At 59.8% G+C, this 25,691-nt stretch carries 24 protein-coding genes; 18 read left to right on the top strand and 6 right to left on the bottom strand.

The window, feature by feature from the left end; all coding sequences use genetic code 11:
• Nucleotides 1-15: 15 nt before the first annotated feature.
• Entirely contained in the window at nucleotides 16-261 is a 246-nt protein-coding gene (locus LIY45_RS04585; protein ID WP_226475504.1) for a hypothetical protein, read from the bottom strand.
• Nucleotides 262-603: 342 nt separating this feature from the next.
• On the opposite strand from LIY45_RS04585, the gene LIY45_RS04580 reads away from it, so the two are divergent.
• From LIY45_RS04580 to LIY45_RS04545, 8 genes are all read left to right on the top strand, one after another.
• On the top strand, nucleotides 604-1,947 hold the full coding sequence (locus LIY45_RS04580; RefSeq protein WP_017476596.1) for an OprD family porin: 1,344 nt from the start codon (nucleotides 604-606) through the stop codon (nucleotides 1,945-1,947).
• Nucleotides 1,948-2,220: 273 nt separating this feature from the next.
• Complete coding sequence (locus LIY45_RS04575) at nucleotides 2,221-2,859, top strand: peroxiredoxin (protein WP_226475503.1); 639 nt, start codon at nucleotides 2,221-2,223, stop codon at nucleotides 2,857-2,859.
• A gap of 315 nt (nucleotides 2,860-3,174) precedes the next feature.
• Entirely contained in the window at nucleotides 3,175-3,768 is a 594-nt protein-coding gene (gene ssuE, locus LIY45_RS04570) for an NADPH-dependent FMN reductase (protein ID WP_017476595.1), read from the top strand.
• 104 nt (nucleotides 3,769-3,872) lie between these two features.
• The gene (locus tag LIY45_RS04565; RefSeq protein WP_017476594.1) at nucleotides 3,873-4,841 is read left to right on the top strand and encodes a sulfonate ABC transporter substrate-binding protein; all 969 of its coding nucleotides are present in this window, start codon (nucleotides 3,873-3,875) and stop codon (nucleotides 4,839-4,841) included.
• A gap of 25 nt (nucleotides 4,842-4,866) precedes the next feature.
• Nucleotides 4,867-6,015 (top strand): FMNH2-dependent alkanesulfonate monooxygenase, encoded by a 1,149-nt coding sequence (ssuD, locus tag LIY45_RS04560; protein WP_017476593.1) that lies wholly within the window; start codon nucleotides 4,867-4,869, stop codon nucleotides 6,013-6,015.
• 9 nt (nucleotides 6,016-6,024) lie between these two features.
• Nucleotides 6,025-6,813 (top strand): aliphatic sulfonate ABC transporter permease SsuC, encoded by a 789-nt coding sequence (gene ssuC, locus LIY45_RS04555; protein ID WP_226475502.1) that lies wholly within the window; start codon nucleotides 6,025-6,027, stop codon nucleotides 6,811-6,813.
• The gene (gene ssuB / locus LIY45_RS04550; protein ID WP_226475501.1) at nucleotides 6,810-7,616 is read left to right on the top strand and encodes an aliphatic sulfonates ABC transporter ATP-binding protein; all 807 of its coding nucleotides are present in this window, start codon (nucleotides 6,810-6,812) and stop codon (nucleotides 7,614-7,616) included. The genes ssuC and ssuB overlap by 4 nt, the downstream gene beginning before the upstream one ends.
• 29 nt (nucleotides 7,617-7,645) lie before the next feature.
• Nucleotides 7,646-7,861, top strand: coding sequence for a TOBE domain-containing protein (locus LIY45_RS04545; protein WP_003213899.1), 216 nt, complete (start codon nucleotides 7,646-7,648; stop codon nucleotides 7,859-7,861).
• 102 nt (nucleotides 7,862-7,963) lie between these two features.
• On the opposite strand, the gene LIY45_RS04540 is transcribed toward LIY45_RS04545, so the two are convergent.
• Complete coding sequence (locus LIY45_RS04540) at nucleotides 7,964-8,599, bottom strand: TetR/AcrR family transcriptional regulator (protein WP_226475500.1); 636 nt, start codon at nucleotides 8,597-8,599, stop codon at nucleotides 7,964-7,966.
• Between the two features lie 252 nt (nucleotides 8,600-8,851).
• A complete protein-coding gene (locus tag LIY45_RS04535; RefSeq protein ID WP_003213894.1) occupies nucleotides 8,852-10,228 on the bottom strand; it encodes a glutamine synthetase family protein in 1,377 nt (458 codons plus the stop codon).
• Between the two features lie 278 nt (nucleotides 10,229-10,506).
• On the opposite strand from LIY45_RS04535, the gene LIY45_RS04530 reads away from it, so the two are divergent.
• From LIY45_RS04530 to LIY45_RS04495, 8 genes are all read left to right on the top strand, one after another.
• Entirely contained in the window at nucleotides 10,507-11,286 is a 780-nt protein-coding gene (locus LIY45_RS04530; protein WP_017476588.1) for a gamma-glutamyl-gamma-aminobutyrate hydrolase family protein, read from the top strand.
• A gap of 39 nt (nucleotides 11,287-11,325) precedes the next feature.
• Nucleotides 11,326-12,684 carry a glutamine synthetase family protein gene (locus LIY45_RS04525; protein WP_201125642.1) on the top strand — a complete coding sequence of 453 codons (1,359 nt, stop codon included), beginning with the start codon at nucleotides 11,326-11,328 and terminating at the stop codon, nucleotides 12,682-12,684.
• 57 nt (nucleotides 12,685-12,741) lie between these two features.
• Nucleotides 12,742-14,106, top strand: a complete 1,365-nt coding sequence (locus LIY45_RS04520; RefSeq protein WP_226475499.1) for an aspartate aminotransferase family protein — start codon at nucleotides 12,742-12,744, stop codon at nucleotides 14,104-14,106.
• A gap of 208 nt (nucleotides 14,107-14,314) precedes the next feature.
• Nucleotides 14,315-15,409, top strand: a complete 1,095-nt coding sequence (locus LIY45_RS04515; protein WP_026077851.1) for a polyamine ABC transporter substrate-binding protein — start codon at nucleotides 14,315-14,317, stop codon at nucleotides 15,407-15,409.
• A 164-nt stretch (nucleotides 15,410-15,573) separates the two neighbouring features.
• Nucleotides 15,574-16,668: a polyamine ABC transporter substrate-binding protein gene (locus tag LIY45_RS04510; protein WP_226475498.1), complete on the top strand. Its 1,095-nt coding sequence runs from the start codon at nucleotides 15,574-15,576 to the stop codon at nucleotides 16,666-16,668.
• A gap of 64 nt (nucleotides 16,669-16,732) precedes the next feature.
• Nucleotides 16,733-17,875 (top strand): polyamine ABC transporter ATP-binding protein, encoded by a 1,143-nt coding sequence (gene potA, locus LIY45_RS04505; RefSeq protein ID WP_003195240.1) that lies wholly within the window; start codon nucleotides 16,733-16,735, stop codon nucleotides 17,873-17,875.
• Nucleotides 17,872-18,792, top strand: coding sequence for an ABC transporter permease subunit (locus LIY45_RS04500; RefSeq protein WP_017476584.1), 921 nt, complete (start codon nucleotides 17,872-17,874; stop codon nucleotides 18,790-18,792). The genes potA and LIY45_RS04500 overlap by 4 nt, the downstream gene beginning before the upstream one ends.
• Complete coding sequence (locus tag LIY45_RS04495; RefSeq protein WP_017476583.1) at nucleotides 18,789-19,676, top strand: ABC transporter permease subunit; 888 nt, start codon at nucleotides 18,789-18,791, stop codon at nucleotides 19,674-19,676. Before LIY45_RS04500 ends, LIY45_RS04495 begins: the two co-directional genes overlap by 4 nt.
• A 141-nt stretch (nucleotides 19,677-19,817) precedes the next feature.
• Here LIY45_RS04495 and LIY45_RS04490 read toward each other — a convergent pair whose 3' ends face one another.
• Nucleotides 19,818-20,459, bottom strand: a complete 642-nt coding sequence (locus tag LIY45_RS04490) for an HD domain-containing protein (RefSeq protein ID WP_226475497.1) — start codon at nucleotides 20,457-20,459, stop codon at nucleotides 19,818-19,820.
• A gap of 267 nt (nucleotides 20,460-20,726) precedes the next feature.
• On the opposite strand from LIY45_RS04490, the gene LIY45_RS04485 reads away from it, so the two are divergent.
• A complete protein-coding gene (locus tag LIY45_RS04485; RefSeq protein ID WP_226475496.1) occupies nucleotides 20,727-21,692 on the top strand; it encodes a GlxA family transcriptional regulator in 966 nt (321 codons plus the stop codon).
• Here LIY45_RS04485 and LIY45_RS04480 read toward each other — a convergent pair.
• On the bottom strand, nucleotides 21,670-22,023 hold the full coding sequence (locus tag LIY45_RS04480) for a carboxymuconolactone decarboxylase family protein (protein ID WP_016973032.1): 354 nt from the start codon (nucleotides 22,021-22,023) through the stop codon (nucleotides 21,670-21,672). The genes LIY45_RS04485 and LIY45_RS04480 overlap by 23 nt on opposite strands.
• 99 nt (nucleotides 22,024-22,122) lie before the next feature.
• Here LIY45_RS04480 and LIY45_RS04475 point away from each other — a divergent pair, with 99 nt between their 5' ends.
• Nucleotides 22,123-23,025 carry an AraC family transcriptional regulator gene (locus LIY45_RS04475; protein ID WP_226475495.1) on the top strand — a complete coding sequence of 301 codons (903 nt, stop codon included), beginning with the start codon at nucleotides 22,123-22,125 and terminating at the stop codon, nucleotides 23,023-23,025.
• A gap of 132 nt (nucleotides 23,026-23,157) precedes the next feature.
• On the opposite strand, the gene LIY45_RS04470 is transcribed toward LIY45_RS04475, so the two are convergent.
• On the bottom strand, nucleotides 23,158-25,521 hold the full coding sequence (locus LIY45_RS04470) for a penicillin acylase family protein (RefSeq protein ID WP_226475494.1): 2,364 nt from the start codon (nucleotides 25,519-25,521) through the stop codon (nucleotides 23,158-23,160).
• Between the last annotated feature and the right edge of the window lie 170 nt (nucleotides 25,522-25,691).

The following is a 25,691-nucleotide window of genomic DNA, read 5'->3' as shown; positions in this document are numbered from 1 at the left end:
AGTTCTGCGTGTTTTTCAATCGCGACTATGCTGACGGGTCTTCCGGCCGGATTGTCGATGTGTCGATACGATCGACATTAAAGTGACATCATTTCTGCCGATACTCTGAAACATGCCGATACGGTAACCGTCATGATCGCCCGTTAGGGTGAGGTGGTTCGGTGAAATGACAAAAGAAAGTTTCATCGATACAAAAACTGTAACAAATTGACGAGACGATAGGCATTTGGCCATGATGGCGTCGCGTTTTTGATCGCGCATGACGTATGACCCGTCTGGGGAATACAAAACGATCTAAAAAAGCGTAGAGAAATACTCTTCAGGAATATCCCAATGGAGTTTTACCGCCTCGTCGGCTTGATGGCCCATGGACAGTCTTATTCCTGAATCGTATGAAAAAGGATGAAACAATTCTTTTTGGGTGTATGAAAAACTCATTACCCTGCAAGGACCAAATCAACTGCGGTTAGACGAAGGTAGTAGACACACAAGGTTACGATTGACTTGTCAGTCACTATCTGGCGCTAATCGCGCATCTGTGGATCGAGGGCGTCAGACCCGAGACCTAAGAAATACAAAAATTAGAAATGAGAGGAGCGGTACATGAAGAAGTCGACATTGGCGTTGGCTGTGACCCTGGGTGCAATCGCCCAGCAAGCAGGCGCCGCAGGTTTCATCGAAGACAGCAAGGCAACACTGGGTCTGCGTAACTTCTACATCAACACGGATAACCGTGATGGTGCTCCAACAGCCAGCAGCCGCAGCAAAAACGCCGAATGGGGCCAAGGCTTCGACCTGCGTTTCATCTCGGGTTTCACCCAAGGCACTGTTCAGTTCGGTGTTGACGCTATTGGCCTGTACGGCATGCGTCTGGACTCCAGCCGCGCAAATCACGGTAACTACAGCGGCACCGCTTCGGGCGGCACTGTGTTCCCGAGCGACGGCAATAAGGCAGTCAGTGATTTCGCCAGCCTGGGTGTGACCGGCAAGGTCAAAATCTCCCAGACCGTGGCAAAATTGGGCACCCTGCAGCCAAACAACCCGGTGATCAAGACCAACGACGGTCGCCTGTTGCCTCAGACCTTCCAGGGCGGCGAGATCGTTTCTAACGAAATCAAAGACTTGACTCTGACTGCTGGCCAAATCGAGTCCGCCAAGGGCCGTAACTCCAGCAACAACGAAAACCTGTCGATTGCTGGCGCGAACAAAAGCTCCAACTATGACACCGGCAAATTCAGCAACAAGTTCTACTACGCCGGTGCTGACTACAAGATCACCAAGGATCTGACCGCTTCGTACTACTTTGGCGAGCTGAAAGACTTCTACTCCCAGAACTTCCTGGGTCTGGTACACAACTGGGCAATCGGCCCGGGCGTGCTGAAAAGCGACCTGCGTTACTACCGCAGCCGCGATAACGGCGCGAATGCCAATACCGCCGGCTACTACACCTCGGGTTACTACACCGACGGTGCCCGCCCTGCGACCAGCGGCAAGGTTGACAACGACCTGTACAGCTACCTGGCACTGTATTCGGTTAACGGCCACACCTTTGGTGGCGGTTACCAGTACACCAAGGGCGACAGTGACTTCCCTTGGCTGAACCAAGGTGACGGTTCGTCGAACAGCACCACCACCGACATGCAAATCCAGAAGTTTGCCCGTGCTGGCGAACGCACCTGGCAAGCTCGTTACGCGTATGACTTCGCCAAAGTCGGCCTGCCAGGCCTGACCGCTGGTGTTGTCTACCTCAAGGGCAGCAACATCCAGACGACCACCGGTGACAAAACCGAGTGGGAGCGCGACTTGACTCTGGCTTACGTTGTTCCAGAAGGCCCGCTGAAAAACCTCGGCGTTGCGTGGAAAAACGCAATGTGGCGTACCGATGTTGCGACTCGCGACCAGGACGAAAACCGCCTGATCGTCAGCTACTCGATCCCGCTGTTGTAAGAGCGTAAAACCTTGCCCGGCGCAATGCCGGGCAGGGTGCTTTACTTTTCAAGTCGGGCTCAACCCCCGCAAGCCCGTCCTGAACCCCTCTTTGTACAGCGTCTCAAGGCCTTCTCGAACCTTGAAGCCGATGTTGATCCTCGCCTGTCGCCAAGTCCAATGAACAGATTTTTAATATTCCTTTATCGTCTAGATAAATCGATATTTATTCTTTTTAAATAATCCGCGACGCAGGCACAGTGGGCTCCATAAGCACTCATCAGGAGCCACACCATGAGCCTCAGACTGGGCGACGTCGCCCCCGACTTTGAACAGGATTCCAGCGCCGGCAAGATTCGCTTCCACGAGTGGCTGGGCGATAGCTGGGGCGTGCTGTTTTCCCACCCGGCGGACTTCACCCCGGTGTGCACCACCGAACTGGGTTTCACCGCCAAGCTCAAAGATGAATTCGCCAAGCGCGGCGTCAAGGCCATTGCCCTGTCGGTGGACCCGGTGGACTCCCACCACAAGTGGATCGAAGACATCAACGAAACCCAGAACACCGTCGTCAACTTCCCGATCCTGGCCGACGCAGACCGCAAGGTCTCCGACCTGTATGACCTGATCCACCCGAACGCCAGTGACACCCTCACCGTGCGTTCGTTGTTCGTGATTGATCCGAACAAAAAGATTCGCCTGACCATCACCTACCCGGCCAGCACCGGGCGCAACTTCCACGAAATCCTGCGGGTGATCGACTCGCTGCAACTGACCGACAACCACAAAGTCGCGACCCCGGCCAACTGGCAGGACGGTGATGAGGTGGTGATCGTGCCGTCGCTCAAGGATGAGGAAGAGATCAAGAAACGCTTTCCGAAGGGTTACCGGGCGGTGAAGCCGTACCTGCGGCTCACCCCTCAACCGAATCGCTGAGGCTGATATCGCCATCGCGGGCAAGCCCGCTCCCACAGTTGACCGCATTCTCCTGTGGGAGCGGGCTTGCCCGCGATAGCGGCCTGACAGCAACAGAGAGTTCAAGTTGTAAGCCGTCTCACAAAGCAGGGGTTTTAAGGCCGTTTCGACGGCCTTTTTTTACGCCTGCGATTTAGTCGGCAGCATATGCATTTAAAGAATAAACAAATGAAAAAATAAGATTTATAGATATATAAATTGGCTGATATGGTCTGTCCCATCTTGGCGCCATCGCCACATAGCGAACCGCCGACACTTTCCAAAGGAATTGCCTACATGCTGGTCGTAACACTTGGTGGTAGCCCCAGCCAACGTTCCCGGTCCGGGGTCTTGCTGGATCACACCCGCAACTGGTTGCAGCAACAAGGCGTGGAAGTGGTGAGTTATCAGATACGGGACTTCCCGGCCGAAGACTTGCTGCACGCGCGGTTCGACAGCCCGAAAATCATCGACCTGCTGCAGCAAGTGGCAAACGCCGATGGCCTGGTGATCGCCACGCCGGTGTACAAGGCTTCGTTTTCCGGTGCGTTGAAAACCATCCTCGACCTGCTGCCCGAACGCGCCCTGGCCCACAAAGTGGTATTGCCGATGGCCACCGGCGGCAGCATCGCCCACATGCTCGCGGTGGACTACGCCTTGAAGCCGGTGCTGTCGGCCCTGAAAGCCCAGGAATTGCTCCACGGGATTTTCGCCGAAGACAGCCAGATCGCTTACGGCGAAGGCAGTGCCCAGGCGCAACTGGTGCCGGTGCTGGAGCAACGTCTGAGCGAGGCCCTGGAAACCTTCTACAGCGCCATGGCCCGCCGCCCGAAACCCCTTGATCCCAATGTGTTGAATGAACGTTTGTTGAGTGCTCGCTGGAGCATTTAAGCCTCACCCAGCTTTACCTGGATTCAAGTACTACTCACCTTACTCAGCCGCCAACGGCCAAGCAGGTGCAGCCAACCCCCTAAACGTATTTTGGAGAGAGCGCCATGCGCACTGTCATCTTGCGTCGTGGTCTGGTCGCACTGTTTGCTGCGGCTGTGTCCTTCGGCGCCATTGTTCAAGCCCAGGCCGCCGAGACCCTGCGGATCGGCTATCAGAAGTACGGCACCCTGGTGCTGCTCAAGGCCAAGGGCTCGCTGGAAAAGCGCCTGGCCGAGCAGGGCGTGCAAGTGCAGTGGACGGAGTTTCCCGGCGGCCCGCAGTTGCTGGAAGGGTTGAACGTCGGCTCCATCGACTTCGGCGTGACGGGTGAAACGCCACCGGTGTTCGCCCAGGCCGCCGGTGCCGATCTGGTCTACGTCGCCTACGAACCACCTGCGCCGACCAGCGAAGCGATCCTCGTACCGAAAGATTCGCCGATCAAATCGGTGCAAGACCTCAAGGGCAAGAAAGTCGTCCTCAATAAAGGCTCCAACGTGCACTACCTGCTGGTGCGTGCCCTGGAAGATGCCGGCCTGAAATACACCGACGTGCAGACCGTATTCCTGCCGCCCGCCGATGCTCGCGCCGCGTTCGAGCGTGGCAGCGTCGATGCCTGGGTGATCTGGGACCCTTACCAGGCGGCGGCCGAAAAACAACTGCAAGCCCGCACCCTGCGTGACGGCACCGGCATCGCCGACAACCATCAGTTCTACCTGGCCACCAAGCCCTACGCTGAAAAACACCCAGAAGTGATCAAGGCATTGGTGGAAGAAGTACGCGCCGTGGGCGAATGGTCCAAGGCCAACCCGGAGCAAGTCACCGAACAAGTCGCACCGCTGCTGGGCCTACCGGCCGACATCACCCTGACTTCGGTAAAACGCCAGGGCTACGGCGCGCTGTTCCTGACCCCGGAAGTGGTCGCCGCGCAGCAGAAAATCGCCGACAGCTTCTACCAACTCAAATTGATCCCCAAACCCTTGAGCATCAAGGACGTGATCTGGACGCCACCCGCCGCCGTTGCCAAAGCGCCGTAATCCGACTTCTTCAGGAGACAACTCCATGAGCCTCAATATTTTCTGGTTCCTGCCTACCCACGGCGACGGCCATTACCTTGGCACCGCCGAAGGCGCTCGCGCCGTTGATCACGGTTACTTGCAGCAAGTGGCCCAGGCGGCCGACCGCCTTGGCTTCGGCGGGGTGCTGATTCCTACCGGCCGCTCCTGCGAAGACTCGTGGCTGGTGGCCGCGTCGCTGATCCCGGTGACCCAGCGCTTGAAATTCCTGGTCGCGCTGCGCCCCGGGATCATTTCCCCGACGGTGGCGGCGCGTCAGGCGGCAACCCTGGATCGTCTGTCCGGCGGCCGGGCGTTGTTCAACCTGGTGACCGGCGGTGATCCGGAAGAATTGGCCGGCGACGGGTTGTTCCTGAGCCATGAAGAGCGTTACCAGGCGTCGGTGGAATTCACCCGCATTTGGCGCCGCGTGCTGGAAGGCGAAACCGTCGATTACGACGGCCAGCACATCAGCGTCAAAGGCGCCAAGTTGCTCTATCCGCCGATCCAGCAACCGCGTCCGCCGCTGTATTTCGGGGGCTCCTCCGAAGCGGCCCAGGACCTGGCAGCCGAACAAGTGGAAATGGTCCTGACCTGGGGCGAGCCGCCGGCTGCGGTGGCGGAAAAGATCGCCCAGGTTCGCGCCAAGGCCGCCAAGCTCGGGCGTACCGTGCGCTTCGGCATTCGCCTGCATGTGATCGTGCGTGAAACCAACGCCGAAGCCTGGCAGGCCGCCGACAAACTGATCTCCCACGTGGACGATGAAACCATCGCCCGCGCCCAGGCCTCGTTGTCGCGTTTTGATTCCGTAGGCCAGCAACGCATGGCCGCCTTGCACGGCGGTAGTCGCGACAACCTGGAAGTCAGCCCCAACCTGTGGGCCGGTGTAGGCCTGGTACGTGGCGGAGCCGGCACTGCCTTGGTGGGCGATGGCCCGACCGTGGCCGCACGGGTGAAGGAATACGCTGACCTGGGCATCGACACCTTTATCTTCTCCGGTTATCCACACCTGGAAGAGTCGTATCGCGTGGCCGAGCTGCTGTTCCCGCACCTGGACATCGAGCGTCCCGAGCTGCCCAAAGGCGCCGGCTACGTCAGCCCGTTCGGCGAAATGGTCGCCAACGATATTCTTCCAAAAGCTGCGTCCCAGAGCTGAGGCGCCGCCATGAACCTTGAAAAGTTAAGTCATCGATTGGCGCCTTGGGCGCTGCCGGTCCTGTTGCTGGCGGTGTGGCAGTTGTCCGTGTCGGCGGGTTGGTTGTCGACACGTATTCTGCCGGCGCCCAGCGCGGTGATCGAAGCGGGTATCAGCCTGGTGCGCAGTGGTGAAATCTGGACCCACCTGGCTATCAGTGGCTGGCGTGCAGGCCTGGGGTTTGTGATCGGCGGCAGTATCGGCCTGGCCCTGGGCTTTATCACCGGTCTGTCGACCTGGGGTGAGCGCCTGCTGGACAGCTCGGTGCAGATGATTCGCAACGTGCCGCACCTGGCGCTGATCCCGCTGGTGATCCTGTGGTTCGGCATCGACGAGACCGCGAAGATATTCCTGGTCGCCCTCGGCACGCTGTTCCCGATCTACCTCAACACTTACCACGGCATCCGCAACGTCGACCCGGCGCTGGTGGAAATGGCCCGCAGTTATGGCCTGTCCGGTTTCAGCCTGTTTCGCCAAGTGATCTTGCCGGGCGCCTTGCCTTCGATTCTGGTGGGCGTGCGCTTCGCGCTGGGCTTTATGTGGCTGACGTTGATCGTCGCGGAAACCATCTCCGCCAGTTCCGGTATCGGCTACCTGGCGATGAACGCCCGGGAATTCCTGCAGACCGACGTGGTGGTGCTGGCGATCGTGCTCTACGCGGTCCTCGGCAAGCTGGCAGATCTGGCGGCGCGTGGCCTGGAACGTGTCTGGCTGCGCTGGCACCCGGCTTATCAAGTGAATAAAGGAGGTGCGGCATGACCGCTCAACAACCTCCACGCCTGCTGCGGGGCATTCCCCTGGCAGTGCGCAAGTTGCGCAAGGCTTTTGGTTCGCGGGAAGTGCTGAAGGACATCGACCTGCATATTCCTGCCGGTCAATTCGTGGCGGTCGTGGGCCGCAGTGGCTGCGGCAAAAGTACCTTGCTGCGTCTGCTGGCCGGCCTGGATAAAGCCAGCGGCGGCGAATTGCTCGCCGGTTCCGCGCCGCTGAGCGAGGCGATTGAAGACACGCGGTTGATGTTCCAGGAAGCGCGCCTGCTGCCGTGGAAAAAGATCATCGATAACGTGGGCCTGGGCCTCAAGGGCAACTGGCGCCCACAGGCGTTGGAAGCGCTGGAAGCGGTCGGCCTGGCCGAGCGCGCCAATGAGTGGCCGGCGGCGTTGTCCGGTGGCCAGAAGCAACGCGTGGCCCTGGCCCGCGCCTTGATCCACCAGCCACGCCTGTTGCTGCTGGACGAACCGCTGGGGGCCCTGGATGCCCTGACCCGGATCGAGATGCAGCAACTGATCGAGAACCTCTGGCAGAAGCACGGCTTCACCGTGTTGCTGGTGACCCACGACATCAGCGAAGCCGTGGCCATTGCCGACCGGGTGATCCTGATCGAAGACGGCGAAATCGGCCTCGACCTGCACGTGGAACTCCCACGCCCGCGGGTGCGTGGCTCCCACCGCCTGGCGGCGTTGGAAACCGAAGTGCTTAACCGTGTGTTGTCGCTGCCCGGCACTCCGCCGGAACCCGAACCTGTTTCACCGCTGCCTACGCAATTGCGTTGGGCTCAATAACTCACTTGTCTTACACAGGAAGAACGACCATGACTATCAAAGCCATCAACGTACGTAACCAGTTCAAAGGCACCATCAAGGAAATCGTCGAAGGCGACGTGCTGTCGGAAATCGACGTGCAGACCGCGTCCGGCATCGTCACCTCCGTGATCACCACCCGCTCGGTGAAAGAGCTGGAACTGGTGATCGGCAGTGAAGTGATTGCCTTCGTGAAATCCACCGAGGTATCGATCGCCAAGCTGTGATCGTTCCCACGCTCTGCGATCGTTCCCACGCTCTGCGTGGGAATGCATCCCGTGACGCTCCGCGTCACCCATGAGACATTCCCACGCAGAGCGTGGGAATGGTCATGTAAGTGTGCGCTTGGGCAAGAACGCCGGCAGATAAAGCCCCACATACGCATCAAACACCCGCATGCCTTCCTCGGCCATGCGCGGGGTGATTTGCCCGTGCTGATGCACCGAGCGCGCGTAGACGCGGTCGCTCAGTTCCAGGGCCAGGGCAAACACGTCGACATCGGCGGGCAGGCTCGGCACCTCGAAGTGCCGGTTGAACACCTCATGCATCAGGTTTCCCAACTCCAGGTCGTGCTGGCGGTCGGCCTGTGTCACTTCGGTCAACCCGTGCTGGGCCAGGATCAATTGCCGGGCGGCGGCGTCGTGGCTGTAGATGCTGAGCATGCGCTGCTCAATCACGCAGGACAGGTCGCGCCAATGCTTGAGTGACGGGTGATCGATCGGTGCCTGAATGGCCGCGCGAAAGGCCGCATGGACATCAGCGGTCAGCGCCTCCAGCAGGGCAGGCACGCTGGCGAAGAAGTGATACACCGACGACGGCGGAATCTGCGCCCGCTCGGCCACGCTGTAGATCGACAAGCTGGCCACGCCTTCGGCGGCCAGCAAGGTACGGGCGGCGTCGAGGATCGCGTCGATCCGGGCCTGGCTGCGGGCGCGGGGTTTGCGAGGGGTGGCAGGGCGATTCATTGAAGTCTCCTACAGGGCAGCGGGCATTGTACGCAGAGCCACTGGATGATCCATACCTTGTGGCGAGGGAGCTTGCTCCCGCTGGACTGCGCAGCAGGCCCAACACCTGCGCCTCGGTTCTGCCTGAGAGAACCCGGCGTTCTTATTGGGGCCGCTTCGCAGCCCGGCGGGAGCAAGCTCCCTCGCCACAACAGGCATAAAAAAACGCCGCAAGCCAAAAGCCTGCGGCGTTCTTTTTAACCCGGCAACCGCTTACACGGTATGCAGGTACCAGTTGTACTCAAGGTCGGAGATGGAGTGTTCAAACTCTTCCAGCTCACTTTCCTTACAGGCGACGAAGATATCGATGTATTTAGGATCGATGTACTTGGCCATCACCTCGCTGTCGTCCAACTCACGCAGGGCATCACGCAGGTTGTTCGGCAGGCTCTGTTCGTTCTGCTCGTAGCTGTTGCCTTCCACGGGTGCGCCAGGCTCGATCTTGTTGGTCAGGCCGTGATGCACGCCCGCCAGGACCGAAGCCATCAGCAGGTAAGGGTTGGCGTCGGCGCCGGCCACACGGTGTTCGATACGTACGGCGTCGGACGAGCCGGTCGGTACGCGAATCGCCACGGTGCGGTTATCCAGGCCCCAGCACGGCGAGTTCGGCACGTAGAACTGTGCGCCGAAACGACGGTAGGAGTTGACGTTAGGGCACAGGAACGCCATTTGGGCGGGTAGGGTCTCCAGCACACCGCCGATCGCGTGACGCAATGCGGCGTTCTGCTCGGGATCCTCGCTGGCAAAGATGTTCTTGCCGTCCTTGTCCAGGATCGAAATGTGTACGTGCAAGCCGTTGCCTGCCTGGCCCGGGTAAGGCTTGGCCATGAAGGTGGTATCCATCTCATGGTCGTAGGCGATGTTCTTGATCAAGCGCTTGAGCAGTACCGCGTAGTCGCAGGCCTTTATAGGGTCGGCAACGTGGTGCAGGTTCACTTCGAACTGCGCCGGGGCACTTTCCTTGACGATGGCGTCGGCAGGGATGCCTTGCTCTTTTGCACCTTCCAGAATGTCCTGGAGGCAGTCGACGTATTCGTCGAGGTCGTCGATCAGGTAGACCTGTGTCGAGTGCGGGCGTTTGCCGGAGATCGGCGAGCGGGGCGGTTGTGGCCGGCCATTCACGTTCTCCTGGTCAATGAGGTAGAACTCCAGCTCGAATGCGGCGCAGATGGTCAGACCGAGGTCGTCAAACTTGCTGACAACTTGGCGGAGTACTTCGCGAGGATCGGCGAAGAAAGGTTCACCTTCGAGTTCGTGCATGGTCATCAGCAGTTGCGCGGTTGGGCGCTTTTGCCAAGGTTCATTGCACAGGGTGTCGGGGATTGGATAACAGATTCGGTCAGCATCACCGATGTCCAGACCCAGGCCGGTGCTTTCCACCGTTGAGCCATTGATATCCAGGGCAAATAGAGAGGCAGGCAGGTTAATGCCCTTCTCGTAAACCTTGTGGAGGCTGGTGCGTTCGATGCGCTTGCCGCGCACCACACCATTCATATCCGCAATTAGAAGGTCTACGTACAGAACCTCAGGATGATCCTTAAGGAACGCGTTCGCTTCGTTAAGCTGAACGGCACGCGGGGGTACCGACATGATGCAACACCTTTGTTGTTAAAAATATCAATCATTGATCTCTTCGGGTTTCAGTCAACCCGAACGGCATGCCGAAGTCAAGCGAGGCCTTTTTTGCCCTAAAAAAGCGCCGTGAGGGCTTTTTTGGGGCTTTTTGGGGCAATTTTTTGGGATTGGGGCTCTTGGAGCCAGCACGTTTGAGCGGGCCGTGTTGTATTTTTTACGGGGGTGTTGTGTAAAAAAATGAACAAGGCTAAGCTCGATTCAAACCCATAACAGCAATAATACCGGGGTGCTTCATGTCTCGCCTGCCGTTAATCGGCGTCACCGCCTGCTCCAAACAGGTCGGTCTGCATGCTTATCACATCAGTGGCGACAAATACGTCCGTGCAGTGGCCACCGCTGCCAAGGGCTTGCCGTTGATTATTCCGTCCCTGGCGGATCTGCTCGACCCGGCCAATATTCTTGACGGCCTGGACGGCATTCTTTTTACCGGCTCACCGTCCAATATCGAACCCTTTCACTACGACGGTCCGGCCAGCGCGCCCGGCACTGCTCATGATTCTGCACGGGACCAAACCACCTTGCCGCTGCTGCGTGCCGCGATTGCGGCAGGCGTTCCGGTGCTGGGGATTTGCCGTGGCTTCCAGGAAATGAACGTGGCGTTTGGCGGCAGCCTGCACCAGAAGGTTCACGAAGTGCCGGGCATGATGGATCACCGCGAAGACGACACCCAGCCGCTGGATATCCAGTATGGCCCGGCACATCCGGTAACCATCTCCCCGAATGGGGTATTGGCAAGCCTGGGCTTGCCGTCGACGATCCAGGTCAACTCGATTCATTCACAGGGCATCGATCGCCTGGCGCCAGGTTTTCAGGTCGAGGCCACCGCGCCGGACGGCCTGATCGAAGGCTTTTCGGTCCCCGCGGGCAAGGCTTTTGCTTTAGGAGTGCAATGGCACCCCGAATGGCAGGTAAGCTCTAACCCGCACTACCTCGCAATCTTCCAGGCATTTGGCAATGCCTGTCGAAAGCGGGTGATGCAACGCGACGCGGATGCTGCGTCAACTTACGCCTGACCTTTAATGGATGTCAGGAAACACAGCCCAGAGGCATTTATGAGTAACAACCTCGACCAGCTCACCGATTGGTTGAAAGACCACAAGATCACAGAAGTCGAATGCATGATTGGCGACCTCACCGGCATCACCCGGGGCAAGATCTCGCCGACCAACAAGTTCATCGCCGAAAAAGGCATGCGCCTGCCCGAAAGCGTTCTGTTGCAGACCGTGACCGGCGACTATGTCGAAGACGACATCTATTACGAATTGCTCGACCCGGCCGACATCGACATGATCTGCCGCCCGGACGAGAACGCGGTGTACCTCGTGCCCTGGGCCATAGAACCTACGGCCCAGGTGATCCACGACACCTACGACAAGCAAGGCAACCCGATCGAACTGTCGCCGCGCAACGTGCTCAAGAAAGTCCTCAAGCTCTACGCCGATAAAGGCTGGCAGCCCATCGTGGCGCCGGAGATGGAGTTCTACCTGACCAAGCGCTGCGAAGACCCGGACTTCCCGCTGCAACCGCCGATTGGCCGTTCCGGTCGCCCGGAGACTGGCCGCCAGTCCTTCTCTATAGAAGCGGCCAACGAATTCGACCCGTTGTTCGAAGACGTCTACGACTGGTGCGAGCTGCAGGAGCTGGACCTCGATACGCTGATCCACGAAGACGGCACGGCGCAGATGGAAATCAACTTCCGTCACGGCGACGCCCTGTCCCTGGCCGACCAGATCCTGGTGTTCAAGCGCACCATGCGCGAGGCGGCGCTCAAGCACAACGTGGCGGCTACCTTTATGGCCAAGCCCATGACCGGCGAGCCCGGCAGCGCGATGCACCTGCACCAGAGCATCATCGACATCGCCACCGGCAAGAACGTGTTCTCCAATGAAGACGGGACCAAGAGCGAGCTGTTCCTGCACCACATCGGTGGCCTGCAGAAGTTCATCCCCGAGCTGTTGCCGCTGTTCGCGCCTAACGTCAACTCGTTCCGCCGCTTCCTGCCCGACACCTCGGCGCCGGTCAACGTGGAGTGGGGCGAAGAAAACCGCACCGTAGGCCTGCGGGTACCGGACGCCGGGCCACAAAACCGTCGGGTGGAAAACCGCCTGCCGGGTGCCGACGCCAACCCGTACCTGGCGATTGCCGCCAGCTTGCTGTGCGGCTACATCGGCATGGTCGAAGGCATCAGCCCAAGCGCGCCGGTGGTGGGCCGTGGTTACGAGCGCCGCAACCTGCGCCTGCCGCTGACCATCGAAGACGCCCTGGAACGCATGGAAAACAGCAAGACCATCGAGAAATACCTGGGTCAAAAATTCATCACAGGCTACGTCGCGGTCAAGCGGGCCGAGCATGAAAACTTCAAGCGCGTGATCAGTTCGTGGGAGCGGGAATTCCTGCTCTTTGCCGTCTGATGCGCCGGGCGCGCCCTTCAAACGGCGCGCCCTCACCTGAAACACTAGGAGATTGGTATGTCCAGCAACAACCCGCAAACCCGTGAATGGCAAGCCTTGAGCAGCGATCACCACCTGGCGCCGTTCAGCGACTTCAAGCAATTGAAAGAGAAAGGCCCACGGATCATCACCAAAGCCCACGGCGTTTACCTGTGGGACAGCGAAGGCAACAAGATTCTCGACGGCATGGCCGGCCTGTGGTGCGTGGCGATCGGTTACGGTCGCGATGAACTGGCTGATGCGGCTGCCAAGCAGATGAAAGAGCTGCCTTACTACAACCTGTTCTTCCAGACTGCCCACCCGCCGGTGCTGGAACTGGCCAAAGCCATCTCCGATATCGCCCCGCAAGGCATGAACCATGTGTTTTTCACGGGTTCCGGCTCCGAAGGCAACGACACCATGCTGCGTATGGTCCGCCACTACTGGGCGATCAAAGGCCAGCCGAACAAGAAGACCATCATCAGCCGCAAGAATGGCTACCACGGCTCAACCGTGGCCGGCGCCAGCCTGGGCGGCATGACCTATATGCATGAACAGGGCGACTTGCCGATCCCGGGCATCGTCCACATCGCCCAGCCGTACTGGTTCGGCGAAGGCGGCGACATGAGCCCGGAAGAGTTCGGCGTGTGGGCCGCCAACCAGCTGGAAGAGAAGATTCTGGAGCTGGGCGTGGACAACGTCGGCGCCTTTATTGCCGAGCCGATCCAGGGTGCCGGTGGCGTGATCGTGCCGCCCGACAGCTACTGGCCGCGCATCAAGGAAATCCTCGCCAAGTACGACATCCTGTTCGTGGCCGATGAAGTGATCTGCGGCTTTGGCCGTACAGGTGAGTGGTTCGGTAGCGATTTCTTCGGTCTCAAGCCCGACATGATGACCATCGCCAAGGGCCTGACCTCGGGCTACATCCCGATGGGCGGCCTGATCGTGCGCGATGAAGTGGTTGCCGTGCTGAACGAAGGCGGTGATTTCAACCACGGCTTCACCTATTCCGGCCACCCGGTGGCGGCGGCAGTCGCCCTGGAAAACATCCGCATCATGCGCGATGAACAAATTGTTAAGCGTGTGCACGACGAAACGGCACCCTATTTGCAAAAGCGTTTGAGGGAACTGGCTGATCACCCGTTGGTGGGTGAAGTTCGCGGTGTGGGCATGCTCGGTGCGATCGAGTTGGTTCAGGACAAGGCAACGCGCAAGCGTTATGAAGGCCGTGGTGTTGGCATGATCTGCCGCACGTTCTGCTTCGAGAATGGCCTGATCATGCGCGCCGTGGGCGACACCATGATCATTTCGCCGCCGCTGGTGATCAGCAAGGCCGAGATAGACGAGTTGGTGACCAAGGCGCGGCACTGCCTGGACCTGACTTTGGCGGCATTGCAGGGCTAAATGCTAGGCTCAGAACGCAGCGCCTGTCGGGCGCTGCTTCTGGGGTGTTAGAAAAGCGGGGCATTGGTTGAAAGCCGGCCCCTGAACTTGCCAGACTGTCGCCCTGTTTTGTTGCCCCTTAGACGGGCTGCGAAACACGTTGTACTTAAAGAACGAACGTGGCCCAAAAAAGAAAAAATTGGAGCATGACCGAATGAAGGCATTAGGTTTGAAGAACGCTGGCAAGACCCTCCTGGCCTTGTCCCTGATGGGGGCCATGGCAGGCGCGGCGCACGCCGACGATAAAGTGCTGCACGTTTATAACTGGTCCGACTACATCGCACCGGACACCATCGCGAACTTTGAAAAAGAGTCCGGGATCAAGGTGGTCTATGACGTGTTCGACTCCAACGAAACCCTGGAAGCCAAGTTGCTGGCAGGCAAGTCCGGTTACGACATCGTCGTGCCGTCGAACAACTTCCTCGCCAAGCAGATCAAGGCCGGTGTTTACCAGGAACTGGACAAGTCCAAGCTGTCAAACTACGACAACCTGAACAAATCCCTGCTTAAAGCCGTGTCCATCAGTGACCCGGGCAACAAGCACGCCTTCCCGTACATGTGGGGCTCGATCGGCATCGGCTACAACCCGGAGAAGGTCAAGGCTGCACTGGGCATCGACAAGATCGACTCGTGGGACACCATCCTCAAGCCGGAAAACCTCGCCAAGCTGAAAGGCTGCGGTGTGAGCTTCCTCGATTCGCCAACCGAAATGCTGCCAGTGGCACTGCATTACCTGGGCCTGCCGACCGACACCCAGAAGAAAGAGGACCTCAAGCAAGCCGAGGCCCTGTTCCTCAAACTGCGTCCTTCGATTGGCTACTTCCACTCGTCCAAGTACATCTCCGACCTGGCCAACGGCAACATCTGCGTAGCCGTGGGTTATTCGGGTGACGTGCAACAGGCCAAGTCCCGCGCGGCTGAAGCCGGTGGCAAGGTCAAGGTTGCGTACGACATTCCGAAAGAAGGCGCCGGCAGCTTCTATGACATGGTCGCCATCCCTAAAGATGCCGAAAACGTCGACGCCGCCTACAAGTTCATGAACTACCTGCTCAAGCCGGAAGTCATGGCGGGCATTACCAACAGCGTACGTTTCCCGAACGGTAACGAGAAAGCGACCGCATTGGTCGACAAAGACATCACCAGCGACCCAGGCATTTATCCGCCAGCGGACGTGCAAGCCAAGCTGTATGCCATTGCTGACTTGCCGGCTGCTACCCAGCGGGAAATGACCCGCAGCTGGACCAAGATCAAATCGGGCAAATAATCCGCTTTGATACCGGTTTCGCTAACTGCCGCGATGCGCGCGGTGGTTAGCGAAACAATTAAATGACAGAAAGTTTTGCCGGATCGGTTTATCGAGGGTAAGTTGCGCGCCGGTTTTGTTGCCGGGCAACAACTTCGGGCCCAACTATTTAAGAGGACCTCCACTTGCCAATTTCTTTATTTCGCAAAGCCTTGCTGGTGGGTGCAGGTATCACGCTGGCTGTCAGCGTGCAGGCCGCGCCGACTGTGCATATTTATAACTGGTCGGACTACATTGGCCCGGACACCCTGGCCAACTTTGAAAAGGCCACCGGCATCAAGCCGGTCTATGACGTGTTTGACTCCAACGAAACCCTGGAAGGCAAGTTGCTCGCCGGGCGTACCGGGTATGACGTGGTAGTGCCGTCGAACCACTTCCTTGGCAAGCAGATCAAGGCCGGGGCGTTCCAGAAAATCGACAAGTCGCAACTGACCCACTACGCCAACCTCGACCCGGCGCTGCTCAAGCGTCTGGAAAAGAACGACCCGGGCAACCAGTACGCGGTGCCGTACCTGTGGGGCACCAACGGTATTGGTTACAACGTCGACAAGGTCAAGGAAGTGCTGGGCGTCGACAAGATCGACTCCTGGGCCGTGCTGTTCGAGCCGGAAAACATGAAGAAGCTGGCGAGCTGCGGCGTGTCGTTCATGGACTCGGCGGATGAAATGTTGCCGGCGGTGCTCAACTACATGGGCTTGAACCCCAACAGCACCAACCCTGAAGACTATAAGAAGGCTGAAGAGAAACTCCTGAAAGTGCGTCCTTACGTGACCTACTTCCATTCTTCCAAGTACATCTCGGACCTGGCCAACGGCAACATCTGCGTGGCGGCCGGCTTCTCCGGTGATGTGTTCCAGGCCAAGGCTCGTGCAGCCGAGGCGGGTAAGGGCGTGAACATCGCCTATGTGATTCCGATAGAAGGCGGCAACCTGTGGTTTGACGTGCTGGCCATCCCCAAGGATGCGACCAACGTCAAAGAGGCCCTCGCCTTCATCAACTATTTGCTGAAACCTGAAGTGATCGCTCAGGTCAGTGATTACGTCGGTTATGCCAACCCTAACCCAGGGGCGGACAAACTGATGGAGCAATCGATACGCACCGACGAAGCGGTTTACCCACCGCAGGCGGTTCTCGACCGGACTTTTGTCAACTTCGAGCTACCCCCGAAAGTGCAACGTTTGATGACCCGTAGTTGGACCAAGGTCAAGACGGGCAAGTAAAGCTCAAACTATCCAAGGCTGGCCCGTATTGGGCCTGCTGCAAATTTTGTTGGGAGTTTCGTAAATGGCAGTTGCCTCCGGCGCCTATAAGAAAGCCCTCGAGGGCGACCAGACACCGAAAAAGGTGCTGGTCAAAATCGACCGGGTCACGAAGAAATTCGACGAGACGATTGCCGTGGACGATGTGTCCCTGGAAATCAAGAAAGGTGAGATCTTCGCCTTGCTCGGCGGATCGGGTTCGGGCAAATCCACCTTGCTGCGCATGCTCGCAGGCTTCGAGCGCCCAACGGAAGGACGCATTTACCTCGACGGTGTGGACATCACCGACATGCCGCCGTACGAGCGGCCGATCAACATGATGTTCCAGTCCTACGCCCTGTTCCCCCACATGACCGTGGCCCAGAACATCGCGTTTGGCCTGCAACAGGACAAGATCCCCAAGGCTGAGGTCGACGCCCGTGTGGCCGAGATGCTCAAGCTGGTGCAGATGAGCCAGTACGCCAAGCGCAAGCCGCACCAGCTGTCTGGCGGTCAACGCCAGCGGGTGGCCCTGGCGCGCTCCCTGGCCAAGCGTCCGAAACTGCTGTTGCTCGATGAGCCGATGGGCGCATTGGACAAGAAGCTGCGTTCGCAGATGCAGCTGGAACTGGTTGAGATCATCGAGCGCGTCGGCGTGACCTGCGTGATGGTGACCCACGACCAGGAAGAGGCCATGACCATGGCCGAGCGCATCGCGATCATGCACCTGGGCTGGATCGCCCAGATCGGCAGCCCGATCGATATCTATGAAACGCCGACCAGCCGCCTGGTGTGCGAGTTCATCGGCAACGTCAACATCTTCGACACCCAGGTGGTGGACGACGCCGAAGGCCACGCGGTACTCAAGTGCCCGGACCTGGACCGCGACATCTACGTCGGCTACGGCATTGCCACCTCGGTGGAAGACAAATCGGTGACCTACGCCATCCGCCCTGAAAAGCTGCTGGTGACCACCGAAATGCCGACCTGCGAGCACAACTGGTCCAGCGGCAAGGTGCACGACATCGCCTACCTTGGCGGCCACTCGGTGTTCTACGTCGAATTGCCGAGCGGCAAGCTGGTGCAATCCTTCGTGGCCAACGCCGAGCGCCGTGGCCAGCGTCCAACCTGGGGTGACCAGGTGTACGTGTGGTGGGAAGACGACAGCGGCGTGGTACTGCGCTCATGAACATGAAGAAGTTCAAACGCCAGCTGCAACGAATAACCCCCGGTGGCCGGCATGTGGTCATCGGGATCCCTTTCCTCTGGCTGTTCCTGTTCTTCATGCTGCCGTTCTTCATCGTCTTGAAGATCAGCTTTGCCGAAGCCGACGTGGCGATCCCGCCATACACCGAGATCTACACCTTCGTTGAACAGAAACTGCAGTTGGTGCTGAACCTGGCCAACTACGGAATGCTGGGCGATGACGAGTTGTACATCGCGGCGTACCTGGGCTCGCTGAAGATGGCGTTTTTTAGCACCCTCCTCTGCCTGCTGATCGGCTACCCGATGGCCTACGCCATTGCCAGCGCGCGCAAGGAAATCCAGACGGTGCTGGTGCTGCTGATCATGATGCCGACCTGGACTGCGATCCTGATCCGCGTCTACGCGTGGATGGGCATCCTCAGCAACAACGGCTTGCTCAACGGCTTCCTGATGTCCATGGGGTTGATCAACGAACCGCTGCAGATCCTCAACACCAACATCGCGGTGTATATCGGCGTGGTCTATTCGTACCTGCCGTTCATGATCCTGCCGCTGTACGCCAACCTGGTGAAGCACGACCAAAGCCTGCTGGAGGCCGCATCGGACCTGGGTTCGAGCACCTTCAACAGCTTCTGGAAAATCACCGTGCCGCTGTCCAAGAACGGCATCATCGCCGGCTGCATGCTGGTGTTTATCCCGGTGGTGGGCGAGTTCGTGATCCCGGAACTGCTGGGCGGTCCGGAAACCCTGATGATCGGTAAAGTGTTGTGGCAAGAATTCTTCAACAACCGTGACTGGCCGGTGGCGTCTGCCCTGGCGGTGGTGATGCTGGCGATCCTGATCGTGCCGATCATCCTGTTCAACCGCAGCCAAGCCAAAGAGATGGAGGGCAAGATATGAAGCGCGTCAGTTTCTCAAGCTTCATGCTGGTGGCGGGGTTGCTGTTCATTTACCTGCCGATGCTGATCCTGGTGATCTACTCGTTCAACGAATCCAAACTGGTGACGGTGTGGGGCGGTTGGTCGATCAAGTGGTACGTCGGCCTGTTGGACAACACCCAGTTGATGGGCTCGGTCGGTCGCTCCCTGGAAATCGCCTGCTACACCGCGATTGCCGCAGTGGCGCTGGGTACGTTGGCGGCGTTTGTGCTGACGCGTATCAGCCAGTTCAAGGGCCGCACGCTGTTTGGCGGCCTGGTGACGGCACCGCTGGTGATGCCGGAAGTGATCACCGGCCTGTCGCTGTTGCTGCTGTTCGTGGCCATGGCGCAGATGATCGGTTGGCCCCAGGAACGTGGCCTGGTGACCATCTGGATCGCCCACACCACGTTCTGTTCGGCGTATGTGGCGGTGGTGGTGTCGGCGCGTTTGCGTGAGCTGGACCTGTCGATTGAAGAAGCCGCGATGGACCTGGGTGCGCGACCGTGGAAGGTGTTCTTCCTGATCACCATCCCGATGATCGCGCCGTCGCTGGCGGCGGGCGGCATGATGTCGTTTGCGCTGTCCCTGGATGACCTGGTGTTGGCCAGCTTTGTGTCGGGGCCGGGTTCGACCACCTTGCCAATGGAAGTGTTCTCGGCGGTACGTCTGGGGGTTAAACCCGAGATCAATGCCGTGGCCAGCTTGATTCTGCTGGCGGTGTCGATCGTGACCTTCCTGGTGTGGTTCTTCAGCCGCCGCGCTGAAGAGATGCGCAAGAAAGCGATCCAGCAGGCGATTGAAGAAGCGGCTGCGGATGGCTGGGAAAAGCCGGCGGATTCGCGTCGCGCACCGGCACCGGTCTAACTGACGGAACCGGCTCAAAAAATGTGGGAGCTGGCTTGCCTGCGATAGCGGTGTGACAGTCGACTGATGTGTTGACTGATACACCGCTATCGCAGGCAAGCCAGCTCCCACAGTGTTTTGTGGTGTTTATAAGGCTGTGTTTTAGGCCACCCAAGGTGATTTACGAATCACCTCGACAAAGTTCATCGGCTTGAACCCAGGCTCCTGATCCACCAGCACATCGGTCTTCACGTTGCCAAACGTGGTCTGCGGACGATGGCGCAAGCCGTCGGCAAACGCGCAGATGATGCACTCCTTGAACCCTTCACCCCGTGGATGCGCATGCACCACTGCTTCGCGCTGCACGCTGGTAAACGCCGCGTACTCCATCCCCAGCACGTCCATTTCCACGCCAGCGGTCACCAGCGCCACAGTCGGCCGCAAATGCTTGGGCACCCCCGGCGTGGTGTGCAGGGCGATGGACAACCACACCTGTTCGATGTCGTCATCGCTCAGCCCGTAAGGCTTGAGGAAATCCGCTGCCGCGTTGGCGCCGTCCACTTCAAAGCGTTCGTCGTCACTGCGGTGACCTTCCACCAGGCCCAGGTCGTGGAACATCGCGCCGACGTACAGCAACTCCGGGTTATAGGCCAACTGCTGGCGCTCGCCGCTCAACGCACCGAACAGGAACACCCGGCGGGAGTGGTGGTACAGCAGGTCGGATTCGATGTCGCGGATGTATTCGGTGGTGGCCTTGGCCAGGGCGCTGTCCGGGATCTTGATGCCGGCGATGGTGGTGCTCATGGTCGTTATCCTCAAGAAAGCGCCGGGTTGGCGCCGATGAGTCCAGTCTGGTCGCGCGCCCGCGAAGGGGCCATCACGGCGAGGGTGCGATCCCGGCCAATGTGCCGCGATATCGCGCCAAGGCTATGCGCGATCAAATGTAGGAGCTGGCTTGCCTGCGATAGCATCACCTCGGTATACCTGATGGACCGCGTCGCCTGTATCGCAGGCAAGCCAGCTCCCACAGGGGTTTTGCATTTATTCAGTTGGAAAAAGGTATTTCTATCCATGGGCAAAACCGTTGCCATCCTGATCTTCCCCGGCGTCCAGTCACTGGACGTGACCGGGCCCCTGGATGTGTTCTGCGAGGCCAACCGTTTTCTGCCGCCCGAGGCGCATTACCAGTTGGAGGTGATTGGCCTGGGCCACGGCAACATGGCCTGTTCCAACGGCTTGTCGTTGCAGGCGCATCGGCATTTCAGCGAAGCCGTCGAGCCTTACGATTTGCTGTTGATGGCCGGCGGGCCGCAGCTGCCCTTCGAGGATTTCGGCCCGGTGTTCAATCAATGGCTGCGTGACGCCAGCGCGCGAGCCAAACGTTTCGGCTCCATTTGCAACGGCGCCTTCATGCTCGCCCGCGCGGGTCTGCTGGACGGGCGCACCGTCACCACCCACTGGGGCGACGCCGCCGACTTGGCCAGTTTGTGCCCATCCGCCCAGGTCGAAGCCGACCGCCTCTACGTGCAAGACGGCAACCTCTACACCTCGGCCGGGGTGACGGCGGGCATCGACCTGTCGCTGTACCTGCTCGCCCAGGACCACGGGCCGGAAGTCGCCCTCAGCGTGGCCAAGCGCCTGGTGGTGTTCACCCAGCGTTCAGGCGGGCAGTCGCAGTTCAGCCCGTTTCTGACACCCCACGCGGAATCCACCTCGGCGGTGGCGCTGGTGCAGCTCTACGTATTGGCCAACCTGACGGGAGACCTGACCATCGCTGATCTGGCCAAGGCTGCCAACATGAGTGCACGCAACTTCTCGCGGGTATTCGCCCGGGAAGCGCAGATCACCCCGGCGGAGTTCGTCGAGCGGGCGCGGGTGGATGCGGCGCGGGTGATGCTGGAAAGCACCCACGCGCCGCTCAAGACCGTGGCGTACCAGTGCGGCTTTCGCGACGCCCAGCACATGCGAGGCGTGTTCAACCGCCGTCTGGGCGTGACGCCGCAACAATTCCGGCTTAACTTTGCGGCGCCGGTTTGAGCGTGTCATAGGCTTCCAGGGCACGCAGCGAGTAGATATACGCTGCGCCGGCGTTGAGCGAGATCGCGGTGGCCAGGGTCGCGGCCACTTCTTCGCGGGTGGCGCCGGCCTTGATCGCCGCGTCGGCATGCACGCCGATGCAACCGTCGCAGCGCGTAGTGATGGCCACGGCGATGGAAATCAGCTCACGGGTCTTGGCATCGAGGACGTTGTTTTCCTCGGCGGCTTCCCCCAGCGCCATGTAGGCTTTGACCATCTTCGGGTTGCTCTTGCCCAGTGCGCCAAAGGCTTTCTTCACGGTAGGCAGCAAGTCGGACCAGTTATTGAACATTGTGTTAACTCCTGAACGGGTTGGGTGTGAAGCCAGTGTGCGCGGTTCAGGTTTGGCGCTTTTGTTCGATCCACTCACCTTTTTGACCGATGCTCGCAAATGAACTCCATCGACACCCTGATCGCGTTGGCCAACCTGCGGGGCAGCCTGGACCTGCGTTGCCAGTTCCAGGGCGCCTGGGCCATGGACCACGAGCCCGAGCCGCTGGGCGTGGCGCCGTATCACATTGTGCTGGCGGGCACCTGTCGCGCCGAATTGTCCGGTGGGCAGCAGGTGACGCTGGAGGAGGGCGACATCCTGTTGATGCCCGGTGGCGCGACGCACCTGGTGCGCAGCCAGGGTGCGCGAGTAAAACCGCTGGCGCAGACCGTGATCGAAGGCGGCTTGCTGCCGATCCATCGCCTGGGCGGTGAGCAGCCGGACGTGGACATGCTCTGCGGCAGCTTTCGCTACAACCGCCAGTCGTTGCTGTTCGGTGCGTTGCCGGAGTACCTGGTGGTGTCCAGCCGGCAGTGGCAGGCTGATGGGCAGTTGGCCGCATTGATCGCACTGCTGCGCAGCGAGGCGGACGGGCAACGGTTGGGCGCGCGGTTTTTCATTGATGCGCTGTCGTCGGCGTTGTTCACCTTGATCCTGCGGGCGTGGCTGACGCAGCAAGCGCCGGTGGTCGGCACCTTTGCCTTGTTGACCGACAAACGCCTGGGCAAGGCCTGGCAGGCGATGCTGGCGGATCCGGGCCATGAGTGGACCATCGACAGCCTGGCCAGCGCCGCGTCGATGTCCCGGGCGACGTTCATGCGTGGGTTTGTCAAAGTGGCGGGCGTGTCGCCGTGGGTGTTGCTGACGCAGTTGCGCATGGAGTTGGCGTTTAACCTGCTGCATCAGTCGCGGCTGAGCCTGACGGATATTGCCGCCCAGGCGGGGTATCAGTCCCAGGCGGCGTTCAGCAAGAAATTCAAGGAGACCTACGGAGAGGCGCCGGGGCGAATGCGAGCACGGTAGACGCAACAACGCAGATCAAAATGTGGGAGCGGGCTTGCTCGCGAATGCGGAGTGTCAGTCACCAGATGTATTGACTGATCCACCGCATTCGCGAGCAAGCCCGCTCCCACATTGGGTCTTCTGTTTCTTCAGTTATTGCGGTGTCCGGGCCGGCAACAACTTGAGGGTACTGCGGGTATTCGCCGTCACTTCCTCATCATTGAAATGCGCCTGCTCATACCCGCCCTCGATATACGTCTCTGCCTGGTCGGAGTAGTGCTTGTCGAACGGCACGCCACTCTGTCCAACCGGGTTGATGGTCAGTGCATGGGCGGCATCGGCGAAATCAATCAGGCGCCGGGTCGACGGTCCGTAGGTCACTGGCCACGGCGCCGGGCCGATCTGTGCGGATAGGTTGTTGGGCACTTCATGGGTGCCGGGCGCAGCAAAGGGACCGACGTTGACGATCTTGTCCAACGGCTTCTGCGAGCCCAGCGGATGGCCGTGGGTCAGGGTGTGGGCCTTGCCCCATTGCCACTGCGACGGGTCGTCACCGAAGGTCGCCTTGAGGTGTTGCAGGCTGTTGTCCCACGCGAGCTTGACGGTGTCGGCGCGGTGGCCATTCCACCAGGGCGAATCCGCTGAAGCGGTCAGGCGTGGCAAGGCTGCGTCCACTACCCGGGTGGAGAGCAAGGTCTTGAACATTGCATCGCCCAGTTTTGGGTGGAACGCGGCGTCAGTGAGGTTGAACAGGAACTGGTTGAACAGCGTGGCACTGGTGGACTCCAGCGGGTAATCGCCTTTCCAGGTTGCCAATTGTTCCACCAGCTTCAACTGCGCCGGGTCCTTGACCACTTCACGCAGCACCGGCAACAGCGGTGCCAGCAGCCGTGGGCCGTAGGCGGTGGTGGTGCCGAGCTGCAAGGCCTGGCTGTTGTCCACGTCCCATTTCACGCTGTTATCGCTCAGTTGCGCGTTCAACTGCTGGCCACGGTCGGCCAGGTTGTAATAACCGGGAATCGGCATGCCGGTGGGGGACGCGGGCTGGGCATTGGCGGACACCACATAACCGCGGGCCGGGTTTTCTTCCTGGGGGTTGGCGCTGAACGGGTAGAAACCGAGCTTGTCCGCCTGGGCGGTACTGCCGTCGAGGATAAAGCCCGGGTTGACCCCGGCCGGGCGGATCGGCAGTTGCGCCGCCGCCCACCAGCCGATATCGCCCTTGGCATTGGCCCACACGATATTCAAGCCTGGCGCCTGGACCTTGGCCGCCGCTGCGCGGGCCTTGGCCAGCGTGTCGGCACGGTTGAGCTGGTAGAAGCCGTCGAGGATCGGGTTCTCGGTGTTGAGGAACGCCCACCACATGGCAATCGGCGTGTTGCCGGCATTCTCGCCGAGTACGTCATTGATGATCGGGCCGTGGGGCGAGGTGCGCAGGGTCAGGGTTACCGGGTCCTGGCCCTTGACCGCGATCTGTTGCTCGCTGCTGGTCATGTCCACCCACTTGTCGTGGTACCAGACCTGGTTGGGGTTGTCCGGGTTGACCTTCTCGGCGATCAGGTCGAGGTCATCGTTCTGGAACATGGTCAGGCTCCAGCCGAAATCCTTGTTGTGGCCCAGGAACGCCACTGGCACCAGCGCGTTGTGATAACCGTACAGCTCGAAGCCCGGCGCCGACAGCTGCGCCTCGTACCACACCGACGGCACCGAGAAGCGGATATGCGGGTCACCCGCCAGCAACGGTTTGCCGCTCTTGGTGCGGCTGCCGCTGATGGCCCAGGCGTTGCTGCCTTCGAACTGCGGCAGGCCGTTGTCGGCCATGGCCTGTTCGCTCAACTGGGCGATGGCGCCCAAATCCTTCCAGTCACCGGCCGCGAGGTTCAGCGCGCCCTTGGGCTGCCAGTCGAGGTCGAAGACCTTCAGGTAATCGCTGCCCAGTTGATCGCGTACATACGTCAGAAAGGGTTCGGTGCGAAAGGCGGCGGCAAAGCTGTAGGCCAGGTAGCCGGCGACGCTGATGGTGTCTTCGGCGGTGAACCGGCGCTTGGGGATGCCCAGTACGTCGAACTCCATGGGGCTGGCGTGGCTGTCCTGATACTGGTTGACCCCGTCCAGGTAGGCTTGCAGGGCCTTCCAGGACGCAGACTCATGGTCCATGTGTTCGACGTAGCTCAAGGCACGCTCGCGAATACGCAGGCTGCGGAACAGTTTGTCGGTTTCCAGCAACTTGGGCCCCAGCACCTCGGCCAGCTCGCCACGAGACAGGCGCCGCATGATCTCCATCTGGAACAGCCGGTCCTGGGCATGTACATAGCCGAGGGCGCGGTACAGGTCGGTCTCGTTCTCGGCGCGGATATGCGGCACGCCACGGTCGTCGTAGCGCACGGTGACCGAACCTTGCAGATGGGCCAGCTCCACCGTGCCCTGGCGAGTCGGCTGCTTGCTGTACACGTACCAGCCAGCGCCAACCATCAGGGCTACGAGCAGGATCGCCAGCGCGGTCAGGATGCGTTTCATGGGTTGTCCCTTATTAGTCGGTCACCGTGAAGATTCGGGCAGTTTAGTGGGTTTAGCGAGCGGTGAGGAATAGGCTGTCGGGTTCGTGTTCCCTGAACCTCACCTGCATGAAGTCGGGGTTATGAAGTTGGACGCGGGTGGCCGGGTTATTATGTTTACTCTGTTACATG

This window comes from Pseudomonas sp. MWU16-30323 (genome assembly GCF_020515595.1).
GTDB classification, from domain to species: domain Bacteria; phylum Pseudomonadota; class Gammaproteobacteria; order Pseudomonadales; family Pseudomonadaceae; genus Aquipseudomonas; species Aquipseudomonas yamanorum.
The sequence above is the reverse complement of the archived record's forward strand: the minus strand, read 5'-3'. Positions and strand labels throughout refer to the sequence as shown.